This is a genomic window from Streptomyces sp. NPDC090108, from assembly GCF_044747185.1.
Taxonomy (GTDB): Bacteria; Actinomycetota; Actinomycetes; order Streptomycetales; family Streptomycetaceae; genus Streptomyces.
The window spans coordinates 82,610-105,606 of the sequence record NZ_JBIVDQ010000006.1 but is presented as its reverse complement, the minus strand read 5'-3'; the positions used below and the strand labels follow the sequence as shown (position 1 = coordinate 105,606).

21 protein-coding genes, 1 tRNA gene and 1 riboswitch are annotated in these 22,997 nt (G+C 71.0%); of the genes, 17 read left to right on the top strand and 5 right to left on the bottom strand.

The window, feature by feature from the left end; genetic code table 11:
* The first annotated feature begins 4 nt into the window (after positions 1-4).
* The 8 genes from ACIPRD_RS22130 (at position 5) to ACIPRD_RS22095 (ending at position 9,142) form a co-directional block, all read left to right on the top strand.
* Positions 5-1,033 (top strand): transglycosylase family protein, encoded by a 1,029-nt coding sequence (locus ACIPRD_RS22130; protein WP_401565296.1) that lies wholly within the window; start codon positions 5-7, stop codon positions 1,031-1,033.
* A 201-nt stretch (positions 1,034-1,234) separates the two neighbouring features.
* Positions 1,235-1,410: riboswitch (cyclic di-AMP (ydaO/yuaA leader) on the top strand.
* Between the two features lie 4 nt (positions 1,411-1,414).
* Complete coding sequence (locus ACIPRD_RS22125; RefSeq protein WP_401565293.1) at positions 1,415-2,104, top strand: transglycosylase family protein; 690 nt, start codon at positions 1,415-1,417, stop codon at positions 2,102-2,104.
* A gap of 338 nt (positions 2,105-2,442) precedes the next feature.
* Complete coding sequence (gene eno / locus ACIPRD_RS22120; protein WP_356406189.1) at positions 2,443-3,729, top strand: phosphopyruvate hydratase; 1,287 nt, start codon at positions 2,443-2,445, stop codon at positions 3,727-3,729.
* A 133-nt stretch (positions 3,730-3,862) separates the two neighbouring features.
* Positions 3,863-4,339 (top strand): septum formation initiator family protein, encoded by a 477-nt coding sequence (locus tag ACIPRD_RS22115; RefSeq protein WP_356406187.1) that lies wholly within the window; start codon positions 3,863-3,865, stop codon positions 4,337-4,339.
* Between the two features lie 47 nt (positions 4,340-4,386).
* Positions 4,387-4,950, top strand: a complete 564-nt coding sequence (locus ACIPRD_RS22110) for a DUF501 domain-containing protein (RefSeq protein ID WP_356406185.1) — start codon at positions 4,387-4,389, stop codon at positions 4,948-4,950.
* Positions 4,947-5,888 carry an exopolyphosphatase gene (locus ACIPRD_RS22105; RefSeq protein ID WP_401565289.1) on the top strand — a complete coding sequence of 314 codons (942 nt, stop codon included), beginning with the start codon at positions 4,947-4,949 and terminating at the stop codon, positions 5,886-5,888. Before ACIPRD_RS22110 ends, ACIPRD_RS22105 begins: the two co-directional genes overlap by 4 nt.
* 388 nt (positions 5,889-6,276) lie before the next feature.
* Complete coding sequence (locus ACIPRD_RS22100; protein WP_356406181.1) at positions 6,277-7,656, top strand: NAD(P)/FAD-dependent oxidoreductase; 1,380 nt, start codon at positions 6,277-6,279, stop codon at positions 7,654-7,656.
* Between the two features lie 196 nt (positions 7,657-7,852).
* The gene (locus ACIPRD_RS22095; RefSeq protein ID WP_401565286.1) at positions 7,853-9,142 is read left to right on the top strand and encodes a class I SAM-dependent methyltransferase; all 1,290 of its coding nucleotides are present in this window, start codon (positions 7,853-7,855) and stop codon (positions 9,140-9,142) included.
* A 70-nt stretch (positions 9,143-9,212) separates the two neighbouring features.
* Here ACIPRD_RS22095 and ACIPRD_RS22090 read toward each other — a convergent pair whose 3' ends face one another.
* Together ACIPRD_RS22090 and ACIPRD_RS22085 are read right to left on the bottom strand one after the other, a co-directional pair.
* Positions 9,213-11,750 carry an ABC transporter permease gene (locus ACIPRD_RS22090; protein ID WP_401565284.1) on the bottom strand — a complete coding sequence of 846 codons (2,538 nt, stop codon included), beginning with the start codon at positions 11,748-11,750 and terminating at the stop codon, positions 9,213-9,215.
* Entirely contained in the window at positions 11,750-12,550 is an 801-nt protein-coding gene (locus ACIPRD_RS22085) for an ABC transporter ATP-binding protein (protein WP_356406175.1), read from the bottom strand. Before ACIPRD_RS22085 ends, ACIPRD_RS22090 begins: the two co-directional genes overlap by 1 nt.
* Positions 12,551-12,939: 389 nt before the next feature.
* Between ACIPRD_RS22085 and ACIPRD_RS22080 the strand changes: the two genes are divergently transcribed.
* The 4 genes from ACIPRD_RS22080 (at position 12,940) to ACIPRD_RS22065 (ending at position 16,773) form a co-directional block, all read left to right on the top strand.
* Positions 12,940-13,023: transfer RNA gene (locus tag ACIPRD_RS22080), tRNA-Leu, on the top strand.
* Between the two features lie 406 nt (positions 13,024-13,429).
* Positions 13,430-15,145: an LCP family protein gene (locus ACIPRD_RS22075; protein WP_401565281.1), complete on the top strand. Its 1,716-nt coding sequence runs from the start codon at positions 13,430-13,432 to the stop codon at positions 15,143-15,145.
* A 175-nt stretch (positions 15,146-15,320) separates the two neighbouring features.
* A complete protein-coding gene (locus ACIPRD_RS22070; RefSeq protein ID WP_401565278.1) occupies positions 15,321-15,755 on the top strand; it encodes a peptidase inhibitor family I36 protein in 435 nt (144 codons plus the stop codon).
* A gap of 94 nt (positions 15,756-15,849) precedes the next feature.
* The gene (locus ACIPRD_RS22065; protein ID WP_401565275.1) at positions 15,850-16,773 is read left to right on the top strand and encodes a hypothetical protein; all 924 of its coding nucleotides are present in this window, start codon (positions 15,850-15,852) and stop codon (positions 16,771-16,773) included.
* Between the two features lie 52 nt (positions 16,774-16,825).
* Here the strand turns inward: ACIPRD_RS22065 and ACIPRD_RS22060 are convergent, their stop codons facing one another.
* Positions 16,826-17,077: a hypothetical protein gene (locus ACIPRD_RS22060; protein WP_401565272.1), complete on the bottom strand. Its 252-nt coding sequence runs from the start codon at positions 17,075-17,077 to the stop codon at positions 16,826-16,828.
* Positions 17,078-17,262: 185 nt separating this feature from the next.
* Complete coding sequence (locus ACIPRD_RS22055) at positions 17,263-17,670, bottom strand: helix-turn-helix transcriptional regulator (protein WP_356406158.1); 408 nt, start codon at positions 17,668-17,670, stop codon at positions 17,263-17,265.
* A 233-nt stretch (positions 17,671-17,903) separates the two neighbouring features.
* Between ACIPRD_RS22055 and ACIPRD_RS22050 the strand changes: the two genes are divergently transcribed.
* From ACIPRD_RS22050 to ACIPRD_RS22030, 5 genes are all read left to right on the top strand, one after another.
* Entirely contained in the window at positions 17,904-18,119 is a 216-nt protein-coding gene (locus ACIPRD_RS22050; protein ID WP_356406156.1) for a hypothetical protein, read from the top strand.
* 52 nt (positions 18,120-18,171) lie between these two features.
* Positions 18,172-18,390 carry a hypothetical protein gene (locus tag ACIPRD_RS22045; protein ID WP_356406154.1) on the top strand — a complete coding sequence of 73 codons (219 nt, stop codon included), beginning with the start codon at positions 18,172-18,174 and terminating at the stop codon, positions 18,388-18,390.
* A 108-nt stretch (positions 18,391-18,498) separates the two neighbouring features.
* On the top strand, positions 18,499-20,424 hold the full coding sequence (locus ACIPRD_RS22040) for a hypothetical protein (protein WP_356406152.1): 1,926 nt from the start codon (positions 18,499-18,501) through the stop codon (positions 20,422-20,424).
* 447 nt (positions 20,425-20,871) lie between these two features.
* The gene (locus tag ACIPRD_RS22035) at positions 20,872-21,549 is read left to right on the top strand and encodes a hypothetical protein (RefSeq protein ID WP_356406150.1); all 678 of its coding nucleotides are present in this window, start codon (positions 20,872-20,874) and stop codon (positions 21,547-21,549) included.
* A 281-nt stretch (positions 21,550-21,830) separates the two neighbouring features.
* Positions 21,831-22,676, top strand: coding sequence for a Bax inhibitor-1/YccA family protein (locus ACIPRD_RS22030; RefSeq protein ID WP_356406148.1), 846 nt, complete (start codon positions 21,831-21,833; stop codon positions 22,674-22,676).
* A gap of 88 nt (positions 22,677-22,764) precedes the next feature.
* Here ACIPRD_RS22030 and ACIPRD_RS22025 read toward each other — a convergent pair whose 3' ends face one another.
* Complete coding sequence (locus tag ACIPRD_RS22025; protein WP_356406146.1) at positions 22,765-22,995, bottom strand: DUF4287 domain-containing protein; 231 nt, start codon at positions 22,993-22,995, stop codon at positions 22,765-22,767.
* Between the last annotated feature and the right edge of the window lie 2 nt (positions 22,996-22,997).

Genomic DNA, 22,997 nt, shown 5'->3' with positions numbered 1-22,997 from the left:
CCGCATGCTCTCCGGGAACGGTCGTCACCGTCGCCCTCGCCAGGCTCCCGCTCTGCTCGTCGCCGCCGGCGTCACCGGCTCGGCCATCGCCCTCCCGCTCCTCGGCGCGGCGAGCGCGCACGCGGCCGACGGCACCACATGGGACAAGGTGGCCGAGTGCGAGAGCGGTAGTTCCTGGAGCGCCGACCCCGGCAACGGCTTCTACGGCGGCCTCCAGATCTCCCAGGAGGACTGGAACACCTACGGCGGCTCCCAGTACGCCCAGACCGCCGACCAGGCGAGCCGTTCGCAGCAGATCTCGGTCGCCGAGAAGATCCTGGCCGACAAGGGGACGACCCCCTGGGCCACCTGCGCCCTGCTGTCCGGGCTGACCGCCGACTCCGCTTCCGTGAACGTCGACACGGGCGTCGGCACCTCGGCCGGCCAGGGCGCCTCGGACACCTCCGGTCCGGCGGACGGCGGTTCCACCGCCGGGACCGCCGACGGGTCCGGTTCGGACAAGGGGTCCGACGCGTCCGGCACGTCCGACGCCTCGCCCTCTCCCTCGGCCTCCTCCAAGGGGTCGGACAAGAAGGCCGATCCGTCCCCCAGCGCGAGCGAGAGCACCGGCTCCGTCTCCTCCGACAAGGGTGTGGACACCCCCGGTTCCGGGGATCCGGTCATGCCGGACTACGCCGGCGGCCGGGTGTCCGACGGCCCGGCGACCACGGCCCCCGCGGTCCGTGACACCGCCGACGCGCAGACCGGAGGCTCCTGGGCGCTGGTCGACACCAGTTCCCTCAGCGGCGGCCGCCACCGCGGCGGCAGCGCGGACGAGGGTGTCAAGACGGACGCCGACGGCACCCGGCGGGTCGTCTCCTCCGGCCGGCACGCCTCGGACTCCTACACGGTCCACGAGGGCGACACGCTCGGCTCCATCGCCGACTCCCTTGGCCTCGACGGCGGCTGGCACGCCCTCTACTCCCTGAACCAGAAGGACATCGGCGGCGACCCGAACAACCTCGCCCCCGGTCAGACGCTGAAGGTTCCGTGACGAAAAGGGCGTCCGACGGCCGGAGTTGAGACCCGACTTCACCACTAATGTCCGGTTTGGTGAAAGTGTGGGATGAGTCTCAGAAGCCCTGATCATCTTTGGGATTCGGTCGATCGCCTGCCTACGGTCAAGGCCGCTCGTCACCACGAGCCCCGGCCGCCGCAACGCCGAATCCTGCCAGTGGCCGTCCGGGAACAGTCGACGCTTCATGCGCCGCAGGCAGGAGCGGGGGACCCAAGGTAAGTGCCGGACAAGGCGGTTGAAGCCGCGTCCGGCTGGGGGTGAAGCCACGCCTTCCCGTCAGGGGAAGGGGTGGCCGGGCAACTCAACCGGCCCGAACCCGACAGCTCACCTCGCAGGCGTCGGTGAGGGGATCGATCCATGCTGTTCTCCGGCAAGGCCAAGCATCGTCGTTCGTCCAAGGCCGTCCGTGCCCTCGCATTCGCCGGTGTCGCCGGCACCGCCGTCGCCGCCCCGCTGATGGCGGCCGGCAACGCCTCCGCCGCCACCGGCTCCGAATGGGACGCCGTCGCCCAGTGCGAGTCCGGCGGCAACTGGGCCATCAACACCGGCAACGGTTACTACGGCGGTCTGCAGTTCTCCGCCTCCACCTGGGCCGCCTACGGCGGCACGCAGTACGCCGCCACCGCCGACAAGGCGACCAGGACGCAGCAGATCACCGTCGCGGAGAAGGTTCTCGCCGCCCAGGGCAAGGGCGCCTGGCCGACCTGCGGCACGGGGCTGTCCAGCACCCCCTTCACCGCCCCGGCCGCCCCCGCCCCGGCCACCCCGGCCCCGTCGGGCACCGCCACGGCCACCCGCTCCACCGACACCCAGGCCGCCTCCCGTTCCGCGGCCCGTCCGGCCGCGAGCGCGACCGTCACCACCCCGAGCGGTACCAAGGTGAAGAAGGGTGACGGGGAGTACAAGGTCGTCAAGGGCGACACCCTCGGCTCGATCGCCCAGAAGCACGCCGTCAAGGGTGGCTGGAAGAAGCTGTTCGAGCTGAACAAGGACATCGTCGCGAACGCCGACCTCATCTACCCGGGCCAGCAGCTGCACCTGAAGTGACCCGGCCGGCGCCCCGGGGCACCGGCCCCGCCCGGCGGTGACCCTCCCGCAGGGCGCCGCATGAGGGGTCCCGGGCCCATGCACTCCCCGCCCCGGCGCGTGTTCCCCCGCACGCGCCGGGGCGGGGTTTTTTCGCCCCCTCCGTCCGGCGTGGTGCCGTTTCCGGCCACCGCCCCGCCCGGACCCCGTCCGGGAACCCTTTGTTCCGCGAGTGAACAATGGGTACCGTCTCCCTGTCCACGGGGCAGTCGGTCAGCGGCCGACGACCCCGGGACGGTTAGGCTCTAGTCGCAAGGCACACCAGCCCCGCACTTTCAGCGTCACATCCCAAGAAGGAGATGCTCGTGCCGTCCATCGACGTCGTCGTAGCCCGGGAAATCCTGGACTCCCGAGGCAATCCCACGGTCGAGGTCGAGGTCGGCCTCGACGACGGCAGCACGGGTCGTGCCGCCGTTCCGTCCGGCGCCTCCACCGGCGCGTTCGAGGCCATCGAGCTCCGCGACGGTGACCCGAACCGCTACCAGGGCAAGGGTGTCGAGAAGGCCGTCCTCGCCGTCATCGAGCAGATCGGCCCGGAGCTGGTCGGCTACGACGCCACCGAACAGCGCCTGATCGACCAGGCCATGTTCGACCTGGACGCCACCGACAACAAGGGCTCGCTCGGCGCCAACGCCATCCTCGGCGTCTCCCTGGCCGTCGCCCACGCCGCCTCCGAGGCCAGCGACCTGCCGCTGTTCCGCTACCTGGGCGGCCCGAACGCGCACCTGCTGCCCGTTCCGATGATGAACATCCTGAACGGCGGCTCGCACGCCGACTCCAACGTGGACATCCAGGAGTTCATGATCGCCCCGATCGGCGCGGAGTCCTTCTCCGAGGCCCTGCGCTGGGGCGCCGAGGTCTACCACACCCTCAAGAAGGTGCTGAAGACCAAGGGCCTGTCCACCGGCCTGGGCGACGAGGGCGGCTTCGCCCCGAACCTGGAGTCCAACCGCGCCGCGCTCGACCTCATCATCGAGGCCATCCAGCAGGCCGGTTACATCCCCGGTGAGCAGATCGCGCTCGCGCTCGACGTCGCCGCGTCCGAGTTCTACAAGGACGGCAAGTACGAGTTCGAGGGCAAGTCCCGCTCGGCCGCCGAGATGACCGAGTACTACGAGGAGCTCGTCTCCGCGTACCCGCTGGTCTCCATCGAGGACCCGCTGTACGAGGACGACTGGGCCGGCTGGAAGGTCATCACCGACAAGCTGGGCGACAAGGTCCAGATCGTCGGCGACGACCTCTTCGTCACCAACCCCGAGCGCCTGGCCCGCGGCATCGAGGAGGGCTCCGCCAACGCCCTGCTCGTCAAGGTCAACCAGATCGGCTCGCTGACCGAGACGCTGGACGCCGTCGAGATGGCCCAGCGCAACGGCTTCAAGTGCATGATGTCCCACCGCTCCGGCGAGACCGAGGACGTCACCATCGCCGACCTCGCCGTCGCGGTGAACTGCGGCCAGATCAAGACCGGCGCCCCGGCCCGCTCGGACCGCGTCGCCAAGTACAACCAGCTGCTGCGCATCGAGGAGATCCTCGATGACGCCGCGGTGTACGCCGGCCGCAGCGCCTTCCCGCGCTTCAGGGGCTGATCCGCACTCCGGCGGGCCGGGCCGCGATGAACCGCGGCTTGGCCAGTCGTCCGTACGTCCCCGTACCCGGTCCCGTACCGTGTCCGGGGACGTACGCACGTGCAGCACAGGTGAAGGGGAGGCGGTAAGCCACATGGCCGCGAAGGACCGGGACCGCTTCTCCACCGCGACCAGACTGCGGCTGTTCGGCGAGCAGACCGCGGCCCGCGTCTACCGTTCCCAGACCAAGCGGCAGGCCCGCCGTTCCCGGCTCACCGGCCGGGCCGCCCTGCTCGCGATGGTGCTGTGCTCGCTCGTCGTCGCCCTCGCCTACCCGATGCGGCAGTACGTCTCCCAGCGTGCCGAGATCGCCGATCTCCAGCGGCGGCAGGAGCAGGCGCGCGAGCGGGTCGAGCAGTTGCGCGACACCAAGGCGCGCTGGCAGGACGACGCCTACGCCGAGCAGCAGATCCGGCGCCGGCTGCACTATGTGATGCCCGGCGAGACCGGGTACGTCGTCATCGACACCGGCGCGGCCCGGCAGGCCCGCGCCGACCTCCAGGGTGCCCACCGGCCCTGGTACGCGAACGTCTGGGACGGGGTCGACAAGTCCGACGCCTCCGACCAGTGACCGGCCCCGGCCGGCGACCGACACGAAGCCACCCTGAAAGCAGTCCCATGCAAACGCCCCCGCCGCCCACTCCGCACACCGAGCCCACCGAAGCGGACGTAGAGGCCTTCAAGCAGCAGCTCGGCCGTCCGCCGCGGGGCCTTCGCGCCATCGCGCACCGCTGCCCCTGCGGCCAGCCGGACGTCGTGGAGACGGCCCCCCGGCTGCCCGACGGCACGCCCTTCCCGACGACGTTCTACCTGACGTGCCCGCGCGCCGCCTCGGCGATCGGCACGCTGGAGGCGAACGGCGTCATGAAGGAGATGACCGAGCGCCTCCAGAGCGACCCGGAGCTGGCCGCCGCCTACCGGGCCGCGCACGAGGACTACATCCGCCGCCGTGACGAGATCGAGGTCCTCGCGGGCTTCCCGAGCGCCGGCGGCATGCCGGACCGTGTGAAGTGCCTGCACGTCCTCGTGGCCCACTCGCTGGCCGCCGGCCCGGGCGTCAACCCGCTCGGCGACGAGGCGATCGCGATGCTGCCCGAGTGGTGGGCCAAGGGGCCGTGCGTGACCTCCTGTGCCGCGCCCGGCGAGGACGCGGCCGGCGAGCCGGCGGAGGACGGCCGGTGACCCGCGTCGCCGCCATCGACTGCGGGACGAACTCCATCCGCCTGCTCGTCGCGGACGCGGACCCGGCGACCGGTGAACTGACCGACCTGGAACGCCGGATGACGATCGTGCGGCTCGGCCAGGGAGTCGACCGCACCGGCCGGCTCGCCCCCGAGGCGCTGGAGCGGACCTTCGCCGCGTGCCGCGAGTACGCCGAGGTCATCAAGGAGTACGGCGCCGAGCGGCTCCGCTTCGTCGCCACCTCCGCCTCCCGGGACGCCGAGAACCGCGACGACTTCGTGCGCGGTGTCGTCGGCATCCTCGGCGTCGAGCCCGAGGTGATCACCGGTGACCAGGAGGCGGAGTTCTCCTTCACCGGCGCGACGGCGGAACTGGCCGGCCGCGACCACCTCGACAAGCCCTACCTGGTGGTGGACATCGGCGGCGGCTCCACCGAGTTCGTCGTCGGCGACGCCCATGTGCGGGCCGCCCGCTCGGTGGACGTCGGCTGCGTGCGCATGACGGAACGGCACCTGGTCCACGGCGGCGAGGTGAGCGACCCGCCCACCGAGGAGCAGGTCGCCGCCATGCGGGCCGACATCGAGGCCGCCCTGGACCTCGCCGAGCGGACCGTCCCGCTGCGCGAGGCACGCACCCTGGTCGGCCTGGCCGGATCGGTCACCACGGTGTCCGCGATCGCCCAGGAACTGCCCGAGTACGACTCCGCGCGCATCCACCACTCCCGGATCCCGCTGAGCCGCGTCCGCGAGATCACCGAGTGGCTGCTGCGCTCCACGCACGCCGAGCGCGCGGCGATCGGATCGATGCACCCGGGCCGCGTCGACGTCATCGGCGCGGGCGCCCTCGTGCTGCTCGCGATCATGGAGCGGACCGGCGCCGAGGAGGTCGTGGTCAGCGAGCACGACATCCTCGACGGCATCGCCTGGTCCCTGGCGTAGGACCCCCGCGGAGCGGCCGACACGCCGCTCCGCGGGCCCCGTCCGGAAATGTTCGTGAACATCTTCACAAGGATTTCGGTCCGGGTGGGGGATCGGTGCGTCCCAATTGGCCCATTCGGGGGCTCAACCCGCCCTGGTAGGTGCTCAGGAGAGCATTTCGAGGGTGTTTCGGAAGGGTGTCGGAAGGGCTTCGCCGGATCGGGCGCGAAGGTTCGCGGGAACCGGATGTGCAGCTCACGTGGCCTTGACAACGGGTCAGAAGGGGCCAGGGTTCCCATTCGGGAACATGATCTGCGTCACGCGGGGCGCGGAGTTTAACACAGGTGCTTCAGAACCTTGTGAAGGGGCGCACGAGCACCCCCTCAGGGGCAGGTGGATACTCGATGCCATGAGCACCACGGAGCGTCCCAGGATCCTCGTAGTAGGCGGTGGGTACGTAGGCCTTTACGCGGCCCGGCGCATCCTCAAGAAGATGCGTTACGGCGAGGCGACCGTCACGGTCGTCGACCCGCGGTCGTACATGACCTACCAGCCCTTCCTCCCCGAAGCCGCCGCCGGCAGCATCTCCCCCCGGCACGTCGTCGTCCCGCTGCGACGCGTGCTGCCGAAGGCGGAGGTCCTCACCGGCCGGGTCACCACCATCGACCAGGACCGCAAGGTCGCCACGATCGCCCCGCTGGTGGGCGAGGCGTACGAGCTGCCGTTCGACTACCTGGTCATCGCGATGGGCGCGGTCTCCCGTACCTTCCCGATCCCCGGCCTCGCCGAGCAGGGCATCGGCATGAAGGGCATCGAGGAGTCCATCGGCCTGCGCAACCACGTCCTGGAGCAGCTGGACAAGGCCGACTCCACGACCGACGAGGAGATCCGCCGCAAGGCGCTCACCTTCGTCTTCATCGGCGGCGGCTTCGCGGGCGCGGAGACCATCGGTGAGGTCGAGGACATGGCCCGTGACGCGGCCAAGTACTACAAGAACGTCTCCCGCGAGGACATGCGGTTCGTCCTCGTCGACGCCGCCGACAAGATCCTTCCCGAGGTCGGCCCCAAGCTCGGCCAGTACGGCAAGGAGCACCTGGAGAGCCGCGGCGTGGAGATCTACCTCTCCACCTCCATGGACTCCTGCGTCGACGGCCACGTCGTGCTGAAGAACGGCCTCGAGGTCGACTCCAACACCATCGTGTGGACCGCCGGCGTCAAGCCCAACCCGGCCCTGGCCCGCTTCGGCCTGCCCCTCGGCCCGCGCGGCCACGTCGACTGCGCGACGACCCTCCAGGTGCAGGGCACCGACTACATCTGGGCCGCCGGCGACAACGCCCAGGTCCCGGACCTCGTCGGCCGCAAGGCCGGCAACGAGAACGCCTGGTGCCCGCCGAACGCCCAGCACGCGCTGCGCCAGGCCAAGGTCCTCGGCGACAACGTGGTCTCCGGCATGCGGGGCTTCCCGCAGAAGGACTACGAGCACGCCAACAAGGGTGCGGTCGCCGGTCTCGGCCTGCACAAGGGCGTGGCGATGATCGTCATGGGCAAGATGAAGATCAAGCTCAAGGGCCGTCTCGCCTGGTACATGCACCGCGGCTACCACGGTCTGGCGATGCCGACCTGGAACCGCAAGATCCGCATCTTCGCGGACTGGACCCTGGCGATGTTCCTCAAGCGCGAGGTCGTGTCCCTGGGCGCGATGGAGAACCCGCGCGTGGAGTTCTACGAGGCCGCCAAGCCGGCCCCGGTCGCCGCGCCGAAGGCCGAGGAGCCTGCCAAGGCCTCCTGACCAGCGGTCTGTGATCCCTCCGAAGGACCTCCTGCCATCCGTGGTGTGGGAGGTCCTTCGGCGTTGCGGGGGACCTGTGGGACGGCACGGGGTGGTTTTCACCCGGTTGTAACGCCAACGGGGGAGTGCGGTACGGCCCCGCAGGTGTTTACGTGGTGAACGGACATCCCAGATCGCCGTCTTGGAGGTGTGCGCCATGTCCGACGCCGCGTCGCGGCTGGTGAGTGTTGCCGAGCAGTTGACGGGAGCGCCGCTCCCCGTGGGGATCCGCGCCTGGGACGGCTCCCGGGCCGGCCCGGCGGGCGCGCCCGTGATCGTCGTGCGCAACCGGCGCGCTCTGCGCCGCATGCTGTTCAAACCCGGCGAGCTCGGCCTGGCCCGTGCCTGGGTGGCCGGTGACCTGGACGTCGAGGGGGATCTGTACACCGCCCTCGGGGCCGTGGCCGGGTTCATCTGGGAGCGCGGGGAGGGTGACCGCAGCCTCGCACAGGCGCTGCGCGACCCGGACGTGCGCAGCGGCGTCCGCGACCTGCTCAGGCTCGCCGGGCCGCCCCTGCCGCCCGCCCCGCCGCCCGAGGAGGTGCGCCGCAGCCGTCATCTGCACACGCGGCGCAGCGACAGGCGGGCCATCAGCCACCACTACGACGTCGGCAACGACTTCTACGAGATCGTCCTCGGCCCGTCCATGGTGTACTCGTGCGCCTACTGGCAGGACGGCGGAACGCTGGAGGAGGCCCAGCGCGACAAGCTGGAACTCGTCTGCGCCAAGCTCGGCCTGAAGCCCGGTCAGCGACTGCTGGACGTCGGCTGCGGCTGGGGCTCCATGGCCGTCCACGCGGCCCGCGAGCACGGCGCGAGCGTCGTCGGGGTCACGCTCTCGCAGGAACAGGCCGCGTACGCCCGCAAGCGCGTCGCGGACGAGGGGCTGACCGACCGGGTGGAGATCCGGGTCCAGGACTACCGGGACGTCGCCGACGGGCCCTACGACGCGATCTCCTCCATCGGCATGGCCGAGCACGTCGGCGCCGAACGCTATCTGGAGTACGCGCGCGACCTGTACGCCCTGCTCGAACCGGGCGGCCGGCTGCTCAACCACCAGATCGCCCGCCGCCCGCAGGGAGAGGAGGAGGACTACCACGTCGACCGGTTCATCGACGCGTACGTCTTCCCCGACGGGGAGCTGGCCCCGGTCGGCACCACCGTGACCCAGCTGGAGCGGGCCGGGTTCGAGGTGCGGGACGTGGAGTCGATCCGGGAGCACTACGCCCGCACCCTGCGCGCGTGGGTCACCAACCTGGAGGCCGGACCGGACCGCGCGGCAGGTCTCGCCGGTCCCGGCCGCACCCGCGTCTGGCGGCTGTACATGGCCGCCTCCGCGCTCGCCTTCGAGCGCAACCGCATCGGCGTCAACCAGGTCCTGGCCGTCCGCACCCCGGAGGGGGGTGCCTCGGGCCTGCCGCTGCGCACCCGCACCTGGAACCCCTGACATGCGCCCGGGCCCCGTCCCGCGCACGCGCGCGGAACGGGGCCCGGGGGTCTCCGCGGCCGCCGTACGGCTACTCGGCCTTGATCGACGCCAGCATGTTCAGGCGGGACGCGCGCCGGGCCGGCCACAGGGCGGCCAGGATGCCGACGACCCCCGCCAGCGCCAGGAAGAGCGCGATCCGGCCCCAGGGCAGCACCAGTTCGTACGTCGGCATCTTCGTGCCCAGCAGCTCACCGGCCGCCCAGCCGAAGAACACGCCCAGGCCGATGCCGAGCACGCCGCCGAACAGGGAGATCACCAGGGACTCCAGGCGGACCATCCGCTTCACCGCCCGGCGGTCCAGGCCGATGGCACGGAGCATGCCGATCTCCTGCGAGCGCTCGAACACCGACATGGCCAGGGTGTTGATGACACCGAGCACCGAGACGATGACCGCCATGCCGAGCAGGCCGTAGACCATGTTCAGGATGAGCGTGAACACCTGCGCGATGCCGTTGGAGATGTCCTGCTTGTCCTGGACCTCCATGGCCGGGTTCGAGCCGAGGGCCTTGACCAGCCGGTCCTTGGCCGCGCCGGAGGCGCCGCCCGACATCTTGACCATGACCTGCATGTCGGCCGGACCGCGCAGATGCGGGGTGAGGACCTTCTCGTCGAGGATGATCCCGTTGATCATCTGGTTGCCGTCGTAGACCCCGGCGACCGTGAGCCTGCGCGAGGCGCCGTCCTCGAAGCGCGCGGTGAGGACGGAGCCGGCCTTCCAGTGGTGCCGCTCGGCGCGGTCCTTGTCGACGACGATCCGGTCGCCGCCGACCGCGAACGAGCCGTCGGTCACCTTCAGGTCCGTCAGTTCGCCGATGTGCGCGCCGTCCACACCGGTCAGGTACTCGGTGCCGCCGTCGATGCGGGAGGCGCCGTTGCGCAGCGGGCTGCTGGCGGTGACGCCCTCGGTGGCGGCGATCTTCTTCGCCACCTCGGGGGAGAGCGGGGTGCGGTTGGCCATCGTGACGACGTAGTCCGCGCGCAGCGCCGAGCTCGCCATCTTGTCGATCGCCGTCTGCAGGCTGCCCGCCATCACGGTCATGCCGGTGATCAGGGTCAGGCCGATCATCAGCGCGGACGCGGTGGCCGCCGTACGGCGCGGGTTGCGCACCGAGTTCTGGCGGGCCAGCCGGCCCGAGACACCGAAGACGCGCAGCACGGGCGCGGAGGCCGCGATCAGCGGACGCGACAGCAGCGGGGTCAGGATGAACACGCCGATGATCAGCAGGACCGCGCCGAGGCCCATCGGGGCCTGCGCGGAGTCGGTGCTCATCGTCGTGGCCGCGAGGACCACCGCGACACCGGCCGCCGAGAACAGCGCGCCGAGCGTGTTGCGCAGCACCAGCGACTTGGTGGTGGCCGCCGCGTGCACGCTGCTCATCGCGGCGACCGGCGGGATCTTCGCGGCCCTGCGGCCCGGCAGCCAGGCGGCGAGCACGGTGATGACGACGCCGACCGCGAGGGCGGCCGCCGCGGTGCCGGGCGTGACCACCAGCGGCCCGTCGGGCACGCTCGCGCCGAAGGACCCCAGCAGGGAGCGCAGCCCCGCGCCGATGCCGACACCGGCGGCCAGGCCCGTGACACCGGCGACCGCGCCCACCACGAACGCCTCGATCAGCACCGAGCGGGTGACCTGCCGGCGCGAGGCGCCGACGGCCCGGAGCAGGGCGAGTTCCTTGGTGCGCTGGGCGACCAGCATGGTGAAGGTGTTGGCGATGATGAACGTGCCGACGAACAGGGCGATGCCGGCGAACACCAGCAGCACCTGCTTCAGACCGCTCATGCCCTCGGCGATGTCCTTGGCCTGGTCGTCGGCGAGCTTGCGGGCGGTGGTGGTCTCCACCTGGCCGGCGGGCAGCACCTTGTCCAGCGCGGCCTTCAGGGCGCTCTGGCCGGTCCCGGGGGCGGCCTTGACGTCGATCTCGTCGAACGTCCCCTTCTTCCCGAACAGCGACTGCGCGGTCGGGGTGTCGAACAGCGCGAGGCTGCCGCCCGCGGCCACGTTGCCGTCGTCGGTGGTGAAGATGCCGCTGACGCGCGGGGTGAGGACCGGGCCGTTCACGGACAGGCGCAGGGTGTCGCCGACGTGGAAGCCGCCGCGTTCGGCCGTCTTCGAGTCGATCAGCACCTCGCCGGGGCCGTGCGGCGCGTGGCCGCCGGTCAGCGGGTAGCGGGCGTCCTTCGCCCCCCAGTAGTTGCCGCCGGCGGACTGCCAGCCGCTGCCGAGCAGCTTGCCGTCCTTGCCGGCGACGGCGGTGAAGCCGCTGACGACCCCGGTCGCGGAGGCGGCGCCCGGGACCTTCGCGGCCTTGTCGAGCATGGCCTGGGTCAGCTCGGGCCCCGGGCCGGACCGCTCGCGCCCGGGGTGTCCGGAGTGCCCGGACTGGGGCCGGACGGCCACGTCGACCTGGCCGAAGCCCTTGGCGGAGCTCTTCTGGTAGGCCTCGGAGATGGTGTTGGTGAAGACCAGGGTCCCGGACACGAAGGCCACGCCGAGCATGACGGCGAGCACGGTCATCAGGAGCCGGGCCTTGTGCGCGAGGACGTTGCGCAGGGCGGTGCGGAACATCAGCGGGTACGGCCCTTCGCGTCGGACTCGGGGGCCTGGGGGTTCCCCCCAGGAAGATTCCGCATGAGGTCGAGCACGGAGTCGGCCGTGGGGTCGAGTATCTCGTCCACGATCCGCCCGTCCGCGAGGAAGACCACGCGGTCCGCGTACGCCGCCGCCACCGGGTCGTGGGTCACCATGACCACGGTCTGGCCCATCTCGCGCACGGAGTTGCGCAGGAAGCCCAGCACCTCGGCGCCGGAGCGGGAGTCGAGGTTTCCGGTCGGCTCGTCACCGAAGATGATCTCGGGCTTGGAGGCGAGGGCGCGGGCCACCGCGACGCGCTGCTGCTGGCCGCCGGAGAGCTGCGAGGGCCGGTGGGACAGACGCCCGGACAGCCCGACCATCTCGATGACCCGGTCCAGCCACGCCGTGTCGGGCTTGCGGCCCGCGATGTCCATGGGGAGGGTGATGTTCTCCAGCGCGGTCAGCGTCGGCAGCAGGTTGAACGCCTGGAAGATGAAGCCGATCTTGTCGCGGCGCAGCTTGGTGAGCTGCTTGTCCTTCAGGGAGCCCAGCTCGGTCTCGCCGATCCGCACGGACCCCGAGGAGAAGGTGTCCAGGCCTGCCACGCAGTGCATCAGCGTGGACTTGCCGGAACCGGACGGCCCCATGATCGCGGTGAACTCCGCCTGCCGGAAGTCGACGGAGACCTGGTCCAGAGCGACCACCCGGGTCTCGCCCTGCCCGTAGATCTTCGACAGCTCGGTGGCGCGGGCGGCCACGGCCGTGGTCCGGCCTGCGGTGGGTGTGATGGTCACGGGAGGGTGCTCCTGTCGGGGCGTGCCGGTGCGGGGACCCTTCCATCGTCCCTGCCGCCCGGGGCCGCGATGTCAGTCGCTGTTCCCGTTCCGGGGGGCGACTGCGGTCGCATGCGGCGGTGCCGTGTCATACCTGGGGAGGACGGCCGACCCGGACAGCGCCGCCGGTCAGAACCGGTGGACCGCCCTTGTTCAGTAGGTGAAATTCCGTCATTCCGTGTACGTGCGTCGCATAGCCACGTCACGCTGTTGGCAAGTGCGGATGGCTCGTACCGTGGTCTGATGCACCCTCAGACATCAATAAAATAAGACAACATCGGGTCGGTCTCTCCGCTGTCCGGGAGAGGGGTCCCGATAGGCTCGGCCCCGCTTCAAGGAGCCCATGGCCTGCCCGGATGGTGGAATGCAGACACGGCGAGCTTAAACCTCGCTGCCCCTTCGCGGGCGTGCCGGTTCAAGTCCGGCTCCGGGCACATACCCCTGCGCGGCGTCGGCCGGCTGGAACGCTGGTTGGCGCCGCCGCTGTCTCCCCGCCCCTGCCGCGTGAATCCGCCGGGCGAAGCCGACGTGTGAACCCACCACGTGAATCGGCCGCGTGAACCCACCGCGTGAACCCACCGTGCCGGCGTGCCGTAAGAACCTGTGACCCGACGCCGGGAGCAGGGACCGCCTACGGCCCGGGGGGATTGATTGGTTTGTCCAGTTGTTCGCGGATGAAATTTGTCACGATCATGACTGGACGTGAGGGCGGGCGGTTAGGGTGAGCGCTCCGGCCGGACTCGGACCAGGGTCGGCCGGTCCGCAGCAGGTGACGGAAGACCGACGATCGAGCGCTCAGGGGCGGGCGCCACGTGGTACCGACGGAGGACCCGAGTAACCGTGGACACGCAAGGCCGTAGGAACATAGACCCGGCGGACCAGTGGGTTCTCGACCCGGAGACGGGCACCTACCAGCTGCGCCAGGACTCGGACGACCCGCCGGCGCAGAGCGTGCCCGTCCAGCGCGGCCGCGGTGAGCGCCGCAGGCAGGAGCAGCAGGAGCAGCAGCGGCCGCCCCGGCAGCGCAGGTCCCCCGAGGGTGACGGCGGCAGGGCCGCGTCCGGCGGGCGGGCCGCCCGGCGGCAGACCAAACCGAAGAAGTCCAAGAGCAGGAAGGCCCTGATCTGGACCTCGGGCACGGTCTGCCTGGTGCTGGTCGCGGCGAGCGTCGGCGGCTATCTGCTCTATCAGCACTTCAACAACAACATCACCACCATCGACGTCGGTGACGCGGGCAACGGCGACGCCGCCTCCGACGGCTCGCTGAACATCCTGGTGATCGGCACCGACAGCCGGGCCGGCCTCGGCACCAAGTACGGCGACGCCGGCAGCGTCGGGCACGCCGACACCACGATCCTGTTCCATGTGTCGAAGGACCGGACGAACGCGACGGCGATGAGCATCCCGCGCGACCTGGTCACCGCCATCCCCGACTGCCCCACGAAGCAGAAGGACGGCTCCATCAAGGTCATCCCGGGCGGCCCCAAGGGCACGTTCGGCCCCAAGTTCAACGTCAGCCTGGGGCAGGCGGGCCGTGACCCCGGCTGCACCATGCGCACGGTCAAGGAGCTGACCGGGATCTCGCCCGACCATTTCATGATGGTCAACTTCGAGGCCGTGAAGACGCTCTCCTCGGCGGTCAACGGTGTGCCGATCTGCCTCACCCACGCCATCGACGACACGGAGTCCGACGGCACGGGCTCGCACCTCCACCTGAGCGCGGGGCCGCACCGCGTCCAGGGCGAGGACGCGCTGAAGTTCGTCCGCACCCGGCACTCGCTGCGCAACGGCAGCGACCTGGACCGGATCAAGCTCCAGCAGCAGTTCCTCGGCTCGATGATCCGCGAGATGAAGTCCCAGAACACGGTCACCGACCCGAGCAAGCTCTTCAAGCTCGCCAACGCCGCCACCAAGGCGCTCACCGTCGACTCCCGTATCGGCAGCGTGAAGAAGCTGTCGGACCTGGCGCAGGACCTGATCAAGGTCGACACCAAGCACATCACCTTCACCACGCTCCCGGTCGTGGACAACCCGGCCGAGGGGACCAAGCACGCGACGGTCGTCGTGGACGAGCCGAAGGCGCAGCCGCTCTTCGAGATGCTGCGCAACGACGTCTCGCTCACCGAGGTGGCCAAGCAGAAGAAGCAGGCCACCGACGCCAAGCTCAAGGGCGCCAAGGCCGCCCCGGGCGACGTGCGCGTCGAGGTGCTCAACGGCAGCGGCACGTCCGGCGCGGCCCGGGTCACCGCCGGCTGGCTGCTCGACAACAAGGGCGTCACCCACGCGGTCAACGGCGGCAACGCGCCGGCCACGGCCAAGAAGACCACCCTGGTCTACGGCCCGAACCAGGCCGACCAGGCCCGTGCCCTGGCCGCCATGATGGGCCTGCCCGCCTCGGCCCTCCAGCCCGGCACCACCGACGCGGCCCCCGAGGACAACATGACGCTGACCCTCGGCGCGGACTTCAAGGGCGCAGGCGTGTCCATGACCGCCCCGCCGAAGGCCCCGGCCGACATCCAGCGCGCCGAGGCCGACAAGGGCCAGTGCGTGGGATGAGCACGGCACAGGAGCGCCGCGGACCGGGCGAATCCGCCCGGTAGGACCCCGGAAGCTGTGATCCAGGCCACTCGGAAAAAATTCCATCGAGATGTCGATCTTCGACTGCTAGCCTCAACTCGCTTCTGAGCAAGGCCAGTTGTGTGAATCGGGATATCGACGAAGGTAGGCCGGAATGAAGATGAAGATGTGGTCCAAGGCCGCGGTGGCCGGTGCCGCCATGACGGCGGCCGCGCTGGCGTTCGCCACCCCCGCCTCGGCGTCCTCGCCGAAGAACGGCTCCTGCGAGATCATCGAGGTCTGCTACTACTACAACTCGGACTACGCCGGCTCGATGATCGACTACGAGGGCGACGAGTACTCGCACCACGACGACCACTTCATCTCGTCCGGTGCCGGTCAGGGCCAGGTCGTCGGCAACAACGCGGCGTCCGTGTACTGCAACGACGGCCCGCTGTTCAGCTGTACGACGTACTTCAACTCCGGCTACGCGGGCGACTCGTACACCATCCTGGGCGGCAAGCGCGCGAACCTGCCGGCCTGGCTGAAGAACAACAACGCCTCCAGCTCCCTCTGGTACTCGGGCGGCTGCTCCGGTCCGGGCTGCTGATTCCGGACCCCGCAACGCGCGTACCGGTGGCCGGCGTTCGCTCTCCACCGGTACGCGGCACGTGAAACGCCCGCCCGAAGAAAGAGTGCCACCGGTGCCGTCGTCACCCCTCGCGAAGACCGCCGCAGCCGTCCTGGCGGCGCTGTCCCTCGGCGCGCTGACCTCGTGCGCGGACCAGGGAACGCCGAGGCCGGCGGCCCCGAGCGCGAGCGTGACCGTCCCGCGCGCCACCGGAGTCCACCTGCCCGAGGTGAAACTCCCCCTGGATTCCTACCAGGTGTCGGCGTCGGACTTCGGCACCATTTCCAGCGCCCTGATATCGCTCACCCGCACCTGCATGAAGGGCGCCGGGTACGACTACGCCGCAGGGCACTCCCCGGCACCCGGAAGTGTCCAGACGGGCAACAGCCGACGCTACGGACTTCTCGATCCGCGTGACGCGCGGACGCACGGATACCATCCGCCGTTCGTCCCGGACGCCGCCGCCCTTTCCGGCCGGGGCGAATCCCACGCCTACCGGATCGCCCTCACCGGAACGGGCAAGCCCACCGGGAAGAAGGGCCAGTTCGACGACGGCTGCGCCGGAAAGGCGAACGCGCTCCTCGACCAGGGCATCGACACCGATGCCGTGAACCTGCCGCAATGGCTCAAGCGCGACACGTTCCAGCGCTCCATGTCCCGGCCCGCGGTCCGCGCGGTGTTCGCCGACTGGTCCGCCTGCATGCGCGCCAAGGGATACTCCTACGCCTCCCCGCTCGCCCCCTTCGACGACCGCCGGCTGGTGGGCGCACAGGTGACCGACGCGGAGCGGGCCGTGGCCGTCACCGACATCCAGTGCAAGGACAGCACGCATCTGGTCCAGAAATGGACCGCTGCCGAGGCCGCCCTGCAGGACGCCGCCATCCACGCGCACCGCGCCGACCTCGCCGAGGCCCGGGCCGAGACGGCGAAGACCGTGGCACGCGCCAAGGACGTACTGGCCGGACACGGCACACCCGCGGACCCCGCCGCGCGCTGAGGCGGGAGGCGGCCCGTCCGGGGTGCCCAGGGGGGCCGCGCCCGGTCCGCCCTCAGTCCTCGTACACCGTCAACACGGCGCCGTTGACCTGCACGCGGCGGCCCGCGCGCATGCCGTTGCGGCGTAGCTTGCGCAGGCAGGCGTGGAACAGGGCCAGTTCGTCCGCGTCCAGGATCGTCGTGGCCAGATCCAGGAGTTCGGCGACCGCCGCGTCGGTGAGCACGTCGGGCAGGTCGCCGGAGAGCAGGACAACCGATTCACCGGCGGGGCCCCGGACCACCGCGGTGGCAGGCCCGCCATGCACGAACAGCACGTTCCCCCCAAGGAGCCCGGGGTCTTTCGGTCGTCGCTCCTCGGGCAGGACGAGACATTAGCCGGAGAGCTTCGCTCTTTCGGACGTATTTACGTTCTTGTTCCGAGTTGGCGAAAACCGGTCGCGTCCGGGCACGACCCCTCCCGAAGGATCGTTCCGCCCGCCGTCGCCGCCGGTCAGCTCTCCGGAGTGTCCTTCGCGGAGCGGCCCAGCAGCGACTCCACCAGGGCCGCGACATGCCGGCGGTCGTCCGACGACAACTGCTGCACGCTCGCGATGAGCAGATCCACCTCGGGGTCGCCGGAGAGCGGGACCGTCTCCTCGGCCCCCTCGGCGGACGGGGTGCCGTACACGTGGATCCCGCAGGCCTCGGCCGCGGCGCGCCGGATGGTGTCCAGCGGCAGTTCGAGCCCCTTGGCCAGCCCCTCCAGCGTGGTCGCCTGGGGCATCCGGACGACCCGTTCCGAGGTCGCCAGGTGATGGACGGTGGAGCGGGGTACGCCGCCGCGTCGTGCCACATCCCCGTACGACCAGCCCTTGCGGTCGAGGCGCTCGCGGATCAACTGCTGCAGTGCGTTGGACACCGTGGGTCACTTCCTGCTCGTGCTGCTCGCCGCTCGCTCCCTTGTCGGAGGGGATTCTACGGGCGAGTAGCCGCACGGCCGAAAGAGTGATTCCCGGAAAGGGTTGCGGCGGGGCGCCGCGAGGGCCTAGTGTCCAATCTCGTTGGACAGCACGTCCGACCAAGTTGGACAGAGTCCGGGGGGAACCTGACTCCGTTCGACCGGAAATGCCTATTCCCGAGGGGGAATCGATCATGATGAACGCCCACGAGCTCGACGCCGAGTCCGCGGAGCTGCTGCCGGGCCGCGAGGCCCTCGGCAAGCTGAAGTTCAGCTTCGGCAAGACGGTCAACGTCACCAAGCACGTCGCGAACATCTCCGCGCACAACGAGTCCGGCGCGCTCAACGACCACTCCGCGTTCTCCGTGGCCGACTCGGGCGCCGCCCAGACGATCAACGTCAGCCAGTAACACCCGCGCACCACCTCACCTCACTGAACATCCAGGGAAAAGGACTTTCATCATGAGCATGGACATGCGCGAGCTGGACGGCGAGTCGGCGGAGCTGCTCCCGGGCCGTGAGGCCCTCGGCAAGCTGAAGTTCAGCTTCGGCAAGACCGTCAACGTCACCAAGCACGTGGCCAACATCGCCGCTGACAACCAGTCGGCCGCGGTCAACGACCACTCGCTGTGGTCCGACGCCCAGTCGCAGGCCACGCAGTCGATCACCGTCAAGCAGTAACGGCCTCGCCGCTGCTCCGGCCGCGGGGACGGGCCGCACCCGAGTGCGCGGCGGTCCGTCCCCGCGTCCCTGCCGGGGCGACGCGGTGAGGACATGGGGGGAGAGCACATGACGGTGCTGGGAGACGGCACCACCGCGCTGTACGGCACCGGCCCGCTGCCCGGGCCCGGTGGCTGGCCGGTGACGTACGAGCAGGCGGCGACCGGCAAGCTGCCGGTCGCCGGGGTGCCGGCCCAGCCGGTCCCGCGGCTCAGCGCGGGACTGCGGCTGCACGGCGAGTACCAGGGGTCGGGGTTCACCGAGCCCAAGTACATCGCCCGTCGGGGGGACGGGCAGGTCGTGCAGCTGTCACGGCTGCTGTACCTCGTGGCGTCGTCGGTCGACGGCGTCCGCGACATCGACACGATCGCCCACCGGGTGAGCGCGCGCTTCGGACGCGAGGTCAGCGGGGAGAACATCCGCTACCTGGTCGAGAACAAGCTCGAACCGCTCGGGGTGACCGTGCCCGAGGGCCAGGAGGACGACGAGGTCGACGCCCCGCGCTCCGACCTCCTCCTCGCCCTCAAGGGCCACCGGGTCATCTTCGACGAGCGGCGTACGGCGACGATCGCCCGGGCGCTGGCCTGGCTGCACCGGCCGCCCGTGGTCGCGGCCGTGCTGCTGACGGCCGTCGTGATGGACGTCTGGCTGTTCGGCTTCTTCGGGGCGATCGAACCGGTCCTGGAGGTGCTGGACCAGCCGGTACTGATCCTGATCGTCTTCGTCCTCACCGTGGCCTCGCTCGTCTTCCACGAGTTCGGCCACGCCTCCGCCTGCAGATACGGCGGTGCCCGGCCCGGGTGCATCGGCTGCGGCCTGTTCCTCATCTGGCCGTCGATGTACACCGACGTCACCGACGTCTACCGGATCAACCGCGCCGGCCGCATCCGCACCGACCTCGGCGGGATCTACTTCAACGTCGTCTTCATGCTGGCCATGGCGGGGGCCTACTTCGCCACCGGGCAGCCGTTCTTCCTCGCGGCGGTCTACCTCGGCCACTTCGAGATCCTCGAACAGCTGATGCCGGCCGTCCGGCTGGACGGCTACTACATCCTGGGCGACCTCGCCGGTGTCCCGGACCTGTACGGCAAGATCAAGCCGATCGTGCTCTCCCTGGTGCCCGGCGCCAAGGGGCAGGCGGCCCGCACCGAGGTCGCCGGGCTGAAGAAGTCGGCGCGGGTCATCGTCGCCACCTGGGTGCTGACCATGGTGCCGCTGATCATCGGCGAGCTGGGCTACGCGCTGTGGAACCTCCCGCGGATCCTCACCACGATGGTCCGCTCGCTGACCGAGCAGGTCACCGGCACCGGCTCGGCGTTCGTCCACGGGGAGATCGTCCCCGGGCTGGTCGGGGTGATCGGCACCGTGATGCTGCTCTGCCCGATGGCGGGAGTCGTCTATCTCTCGGTGAAGGTCGGCGGCCGGCTCTTCCGGGCCGCGAAACGCTCCACCTCCGGCCGGCCCCAGCTGCGCGTCGCGGTCTGCGCGCTCGCCCTCGTCGGTCTGACCGGCCTCAGCTACGCCTGGGTGTCCGGGGTGACGCCGAAACCGCTGCCGAAGAAGCCGCCGATCGCGCCGATCCTCCAGCCCGGAGTGCCCACCACGGCACCTCCGGCGCTGGACGCCTCGACGCCCGGCGGGGAACCCGGCGGCGCCCCCGGCGGCACCGCGGGAGCGTCCGTGTCTCCGTCGGCGGTGCCGGGATCGCCGGTACCCGGCGCCTCCGGCAGCGCCTCGGCCGAGGCCTCGGGCAGCGCGTCCGCCTCCGCCCCGGAGTCCTCGGCCGGTACGACCGAGCCGGGCAAGCCGACCAGGAGCGCCAGTACGTCGGCTCCTCCGGCCGGCGGCCCGGGCACGGACCCCGGACCGGCCACGTCGGAGCCGGCGCCGCCGAGCACACCGTCGACTCCCACGGAGAGCGTCACTCCGCCGCCTCCCACGGAGACGCCCACGGAGACGCCGTCCTCCGAACCTCCGGCAGCGGCCTCGTCCTGACCTCCGGGACCGCCGCCGGAACGCGGGCCGGGTGACGTCCGGCCCGGGGGCTCCGGGGGCGCCTGACGCGATGGTCCCGGCCGGGCGTCCGGGACCGTTCCGGAAGGCTCCCCGGGCCCCCGACCCCAGATCCGGGGCCCGGGGTCCGGCGGACGGGAGGCCTCCCGGCGCGACGCCCCGAGAGCCCCGCGGAGCCCGGCAGGGCCACCGGCCGTGACGCTCCACCGGCCCGGCGTCCGGGGAAGCTCCACCGGCCCGGCGTCCGGCCGGCCCCGCGGATCCGGTCCCGGGACCCGCGGCCGCCCGGGCCCGGCGCCCCGGAACCGGCGCCGCCCTCGACCCCCGCCGGGCCGCCCACCGCGTCCCGGCCCCGCTGCCGCCCCGACCGCCCCCGGAGCGGCCGCGCGCTCCACCACAACCACAGTCATCCGTCTCTCAGGAGATCCCATGAGCAGTCACCGAAAGGCACGCTCCAGCAGCGGCCTTCCCTTCACCGGGCGCGCCCTGCGCACCGTGCTCCTCGCCGCGGGCGCCGCCGGAGTGGCGACGGCCGTGCCGGCGCAGGCCGCCACCGGCTCCGGGCACGCCGCGTTCGCCTCGGACCACGTCTTCAGCCACGCCGACCGGGCCCACCACACCCAGGCCCGCGACTCCTTCACCATCCGTCAGTTCGGCACCGTGAACGCCGCCGCCGTCCGCAACCAGGCCAACGCGGTCTCCGCGGGCTGCTCGGCGGACGACCACTGCCGGTCGGTCGCGCTGTCCTTCCAGATCGTCACGTTCTCCGGCGAGCGCACGCACCTGAACGCGCTCAACCTCAGCGACGCCGCGAACAAGGAGTGCAACGGCTGCCAGACGCTCGCCGGCGCCTACCAGTTCGTCGTCTCCACCCCGACGCCGCTGTCCTTCGACGCCGCGCACAAGAACAAGCTGAACGACATCCACCGCAGGCTGGACGCGCTCAGCCGCTCCACGCTGCCCGCCGCCGAGCTGAAGACCCGCGTCGACGCCCTGGCCGGCGAGGTCACCAAGGTCCTGGACGACGCCGTGGCCCACGCGCCCAAGGGCAAGGCCAAGCCGGACGTCACCCTCCACCGCCACCTGGACGGCTGGCCGGGCCACTGACCCCGCGCTGACCGTCCCTCCCCGGCCGGCCGCCGGATCCGCGAGCGCCTCCCGCGGATCCGGCGGCCGGCGCATGTCCGGGCGCGGACGGGAGCCGCCCGTCCGCCCGCGGCCTGCGGCGACGTGCGCGCATGAGGACGTCCGGGGACGGGAAGAAGGGCTCAGCGCGGCGTTCCGCCGCGCACGGCAGGGGAAAGATCCTCCTCAAGTATCACGATCTCCCTTTGCCAACCCATTACCCTTGAGCCCAAGGCTGCGCACGGCAGCCATGGAGGAGTGAAATGAGGAGCAGCAACCCGGTCCTCTCGCGACGGGGCTTCGGCCGCGACAACGGCTACGCCGGCTTCGGCACCGCGCCGCAGGCCGGGTACGCGCAGGGCAACCCCTACGCGCAGAACCCCTACGCCCAGCAGGACCCGCAGTACGGCGCCTCCGCGCAGGCCCCGGCCGCCACCGGCCGCATGACGATGGACGACGTCATCGTCCGCACCTCGCTGACGCTCGGCACGGTCGTCGTCGGTGCCGTCCTCGCCTGGGTGCTGCTGCCGGTCTCGGCGACCAGCTACGGCCTGGCGATCGGCTCCGGGCTCATCGCGGCGGTGCTGGGCCTGGTGCAGAGCTTCAAGCGCACCCCGTCACCCGCCCTGATCCTCGGTTACGCGGCCTTCGAGGGCATCCTCCTCGGCGTCGTCAGCGAGATGTACAACGCCCGCTGGTCCGGCGCCCCCTTCCAGGCGGTGCTCGGCACCATGGCGGTCTCCGCCGCGACCCTGGTGGTCTACAAGGCCGGCTGGATCCGTGTCACGGCGCGCTACGCCCGCATCGGCATGGCCATCGCCCTCGCCTTCGTGCTGGCCATGGCGGTCAACCTGCTGCTGGTCGTCTTCGGTGTCGCCGAGGACGGCGGACTGCGCAGCTTCGGGCCGCTCGGCGCGATCGTCGGTGTCATCGCCATCGTGCTCGGCGCGTTCTTCCTGACCCTCGACTTCAAGCAGATCGAGGACGGCATCGCCTACGGCGCCCCGCGCGAGGAGTCCTGGTTCGCCGCGTTCGGGCTCACGGTGGCCCTGGTCTGGATCTACACGGAGATGCTGCGACTCGTGGCGATCTTCAGCAACAACGACTGACCCACGCCGTCCGGCACCTGAAGGGCCCCCGGGGACACCTCCCCGGGGGCCCTTCACGCGTCCCGGGGGACGCGGTTGCCGGGTACGGCTAGCGCAGCTTCCGCGCGGCGCGCCTCAGGTCGTACTCGTGGACGATCGCCTTGGCGTGGCCGTACGCGAGGTCGTACTCGTGCCGGAGCCAGCTGACCTTCTCCTCGAAACGGAAGAGGGAGGGGCCTTCCTCGACGGTGCGCAGCCAGTCGGCGACTTCACGACCGGTGCAGTGCGGGATGCGGGCGAGCAGGTTGCGGTGGGTCTCTTCGGAGAAGACATGGGACATCG

Coding starts and splice junctions, on each gene's coding strand:
- ACIPRD_RS22040 (WP_356406152.1), top strand. CDS start 18,499: ATGACGGTGCTGGGAGACGGCACCACCGCGCTGTACGGCACCGGCCCG.
- ACIPRD_RS22025 (WP_356406146.1), bottom strand. CDS start 22,995: ATGTCCCATGTCTTCTCCGAAGAGACCCACCGCAACCTGCTCGCCCGC.
- ACIPRD_RS22090 (WP_401565284.1), bottom strand. CDS start 11,750: ATGTTCCGCACCGCCCTGCGCAACGTCCTCGCGCACAAGGCCCGGCTC.
- ACIPRD_RS22110 (WP_356406185.1), top strand. CDS start 4,387: ATGCAAACGCCCCCGCCGCCCACTCCGCACACCGAGCCCACCGAAGCG.
- ACIPRD_RS22115 (WP_356406187.1), top strand. CDS start 3,863: ATGGCCGCGAAGGACCGGGACCGCTTCTCCACCGCGACCAGACTGCGG.
- ACIPRD_RS22070 (WP_401565278.1), top strand. CDS start 15,321: ATGAAGATGAAGATGTGGTCCAAGGCCGCGGTGGCCGGTGCCGCCATG.
- ACIPRD_RS22045 (WP_356406154.1), top strand. CDS start 18,172: ATGAGCATGGACATGCGCGAGCTGGACGGCGAGTCGGCGGAGCTGCTC.
- ACIPRD_RS22035 (WP_356406150.1), top strand. CDS start 20,872: ATGAGCAGTCACCGAAAGGCACGCTCCAGCAGCGGCCTTCCCTTCACC.
- ACIPRD_RS22095 (WP_401565286.1), top strand. CDS start 7,853: ATGTCCGACGCCGCGTCGCGGCTGGTGAGTGTTGCCGAGCAGTTGACG.
- ACIPRD_RS22125 (WP_401565293.1), top strand. CDS start 1,415: ATGCTGTTCTCCGGCAAGGCCAAGCATCGTCGTTCGTCCAAGGCCGTC.
- ACIPRD_RS22030 (WP_356406148.1), top strand. CDS start 21,831: ATGAGGAGCAGCAACCCGGTCCTCTCGCGACGGGGCTTCGGCCGCGAC.
- ACIPRD_RS22050 (WP_356406156.1), top strand. CDS start 17,904: ATGATGAACGCCCACGAGCTCGACGCCGAGTCCGCGGAGCTGCTGCCG.
- eno (WP_356406189.1), top strand. CDS start 2,443: ATGCTCGTGCCGTCCATCGACGTCGTCGTAGCCCGGGAAATCCTGGAC.
- ACIPRD_RS22130 (WP_401565296.1), top strand. CDS start 5: ATGCTCTCCGGGAACGGTCGTCACCGTCGCCCTCGCCAGGCTCCCGCT.
- ACIPRD_RS22100 (WP_356406181.1), top strand. CDS start 6,277: ATGAGCACCACGGAGCGTCCCAGGATCCTCGTAGTAGGCGGTGGGTAC.